Here is a 1,548-nt window from a genome sequence, read left to right as displayed (position 1 = left end):
CATTATTGTCGGTTTGGTCACTGGGATTATGGGTGTGCGATTTGCATAAGCAATTGGCAGGCAGAAGGATGCGCCCCACGAGATAGTATTTCAGGCTTGGACGGACTCGAAGCATCTTCCGAACTGGTGGGGTCCAAAGGGTTCACGATTAAGATTCAGGAGTTCGAACTAAAGCCTGGCGTCGCTTTGCGGGTGAGCATCAAATAGCCCCCACCTAGCAGTCAGATGGTAGCGAGTGTATGATGAATAAAGATTAGCTGAGACGGCAGCTGTCCGGCAGTTGCGGTGACCATGGCATAAACGACTCTAACACTTGTGGCTCCTGCAAATCGGCAAGCTGTGGCAACTGACTTCACCCAGCTTGCGTTCAATCGCAAACAGCTGGTTGCACCAGTCCAGCCCTTGCGTCGCTATGCTGTGCGGATTGCATCGGGATTACGCCGCGCATGCGCCCAGCAGCCCACCAGGGTCACATCCTTCACCTTGTGGTAGCCCGCATAGCCATCCACATGCAAGTACCCCTTGAATCCGATCAAAAAATCTCGCGGATGCTCGCCGCCACGGGTACGCTGGTAGTCGTAGATCACCGTTGGCTCTACGCCCCGGCCCGTGCGATACAGCCACATGTACGAGTCCGACTGCACCGCTTTACCGGGTTCTTTCAGCACCTGCAGCGTGGTTTCATCCGCATGCAGCACTTCCTGTTTTAGCAGATGACGCTTGAACTCGGATTGTGATTATAGTAATAAGTAATGATCACAAAAATTAATTCACCCTTAGAGCATTAAGCTAACGGGACACAATAGTTCAATAGAGCACACATTCCTGGAGGTTACGATGAAAACTAATAAAGCAATGTCCGAGTTGCTATTGAGGACTAGTCCTTCAGGGACAATTGTAGACGATGAGTACACTCACTTTGTTGAATGGAATGACTGTATTTTAATCAGTAGTTTTGCTCGTGACCTTCCGATGAGTTTGGATAAAACAATTTATTCTGACAGGACTGAGTGTGAAGCGTCAATAAATCACTTGCACTTGGAAAATCTCTCGATTGCACTTGATATTATTTACGAATGGAAAAAATCATTGATCAGTAACTATCCAGAGAAATCATTTATCATTGTAGTGAGTTGTGATGTTGATGGTTCGGAAGCTGTAATTCGTTTTTATCTATCAAGAACGGATGAGCCTTCATGGCTTAATGAAAACAACCTCGAAAACTATAAACATGAAGCAATACTCTTTCTAAAGGTGTCCCAAAAGCATTAAGCTAACGGGCAGCATAGTTAAACAACCTTCCCTAATGCGTTATTTCAAAAATGAGCAATCGAAAAGAAATCACATCAACCGTACCATGGTATAATATTCGTATACAAATAATTACATAAATTAAATCCTTATAAAGAAGGGGAATGAGCAATATGGCAAATATCGAGCACTTACAGACCGTGAATGTTCCAGCTTCAACGGTATATGAAGCATTAACCACTGCAAAAGGACTTTCAGAAATATGGACAAATGAACTAATAGTCAATGATCAGATCG

Annotated in this window: 2 protein-coding genes and 1 pseudogene; 2 read left to right on the top strand and 1 reads right to left on the bottom strand. The window is 44.6% G+C overall.

The features are described 5' to 3' along the window. Positions 1-207 (top strand): hypothetical protein (locus tag HI950_RS37325; RefSeq protein WP_262985758.1); only part of this gene is annotated, 207 nt, incomplete at its 5' end. Positions 208-345: 138 nt separating this feature from the next. On the opposite strand, the pseudogene HI950_RS35335 reads toward HI950_RS37325, so the two are convergent. Next, positions 346-719: pseudogene (locus HI950_RS35335) on the bottom strand (IS66 family transposase); the annotation flags it as partial. A gap of 118 nt (positions 720-837) precedes the next feature. On the opposite strand from HI950_RS35335, the gene HI950_RS35330 reads away from it, so the two are divergent. Beyond that, entirely contained in the window at positions 838-1,272 is a 435-nt protein-coding gene (locus tag HI950_RS35330; protein WP_169091762.1) for a hypothetical protein, read from the top strand. Positions 1,273-1,548: the final 276 nt, after the last annotated feature.

The sequence above is a fragment of the Paenibacillus sp. PL91 genome, from assembly GCF_012935325.2.
Classification (GTDB): Bacteria; Bacillota; Bacilli; order Paenibacillales; family Paenibacillaceae; genus Pristimantibacillus.
This window is presented reverse-complemented; position numbering and strand designations above follow the sequence as displayed.

Coding starts and splice junctions, on each gene's coding strand:
- HI950_RS35330 (WP_169091762.1), top strand. CDS start 838: ATGAAAACTAATAAAGCAATGTCCGAGTTGCTATTGAGGACTAGTCCT.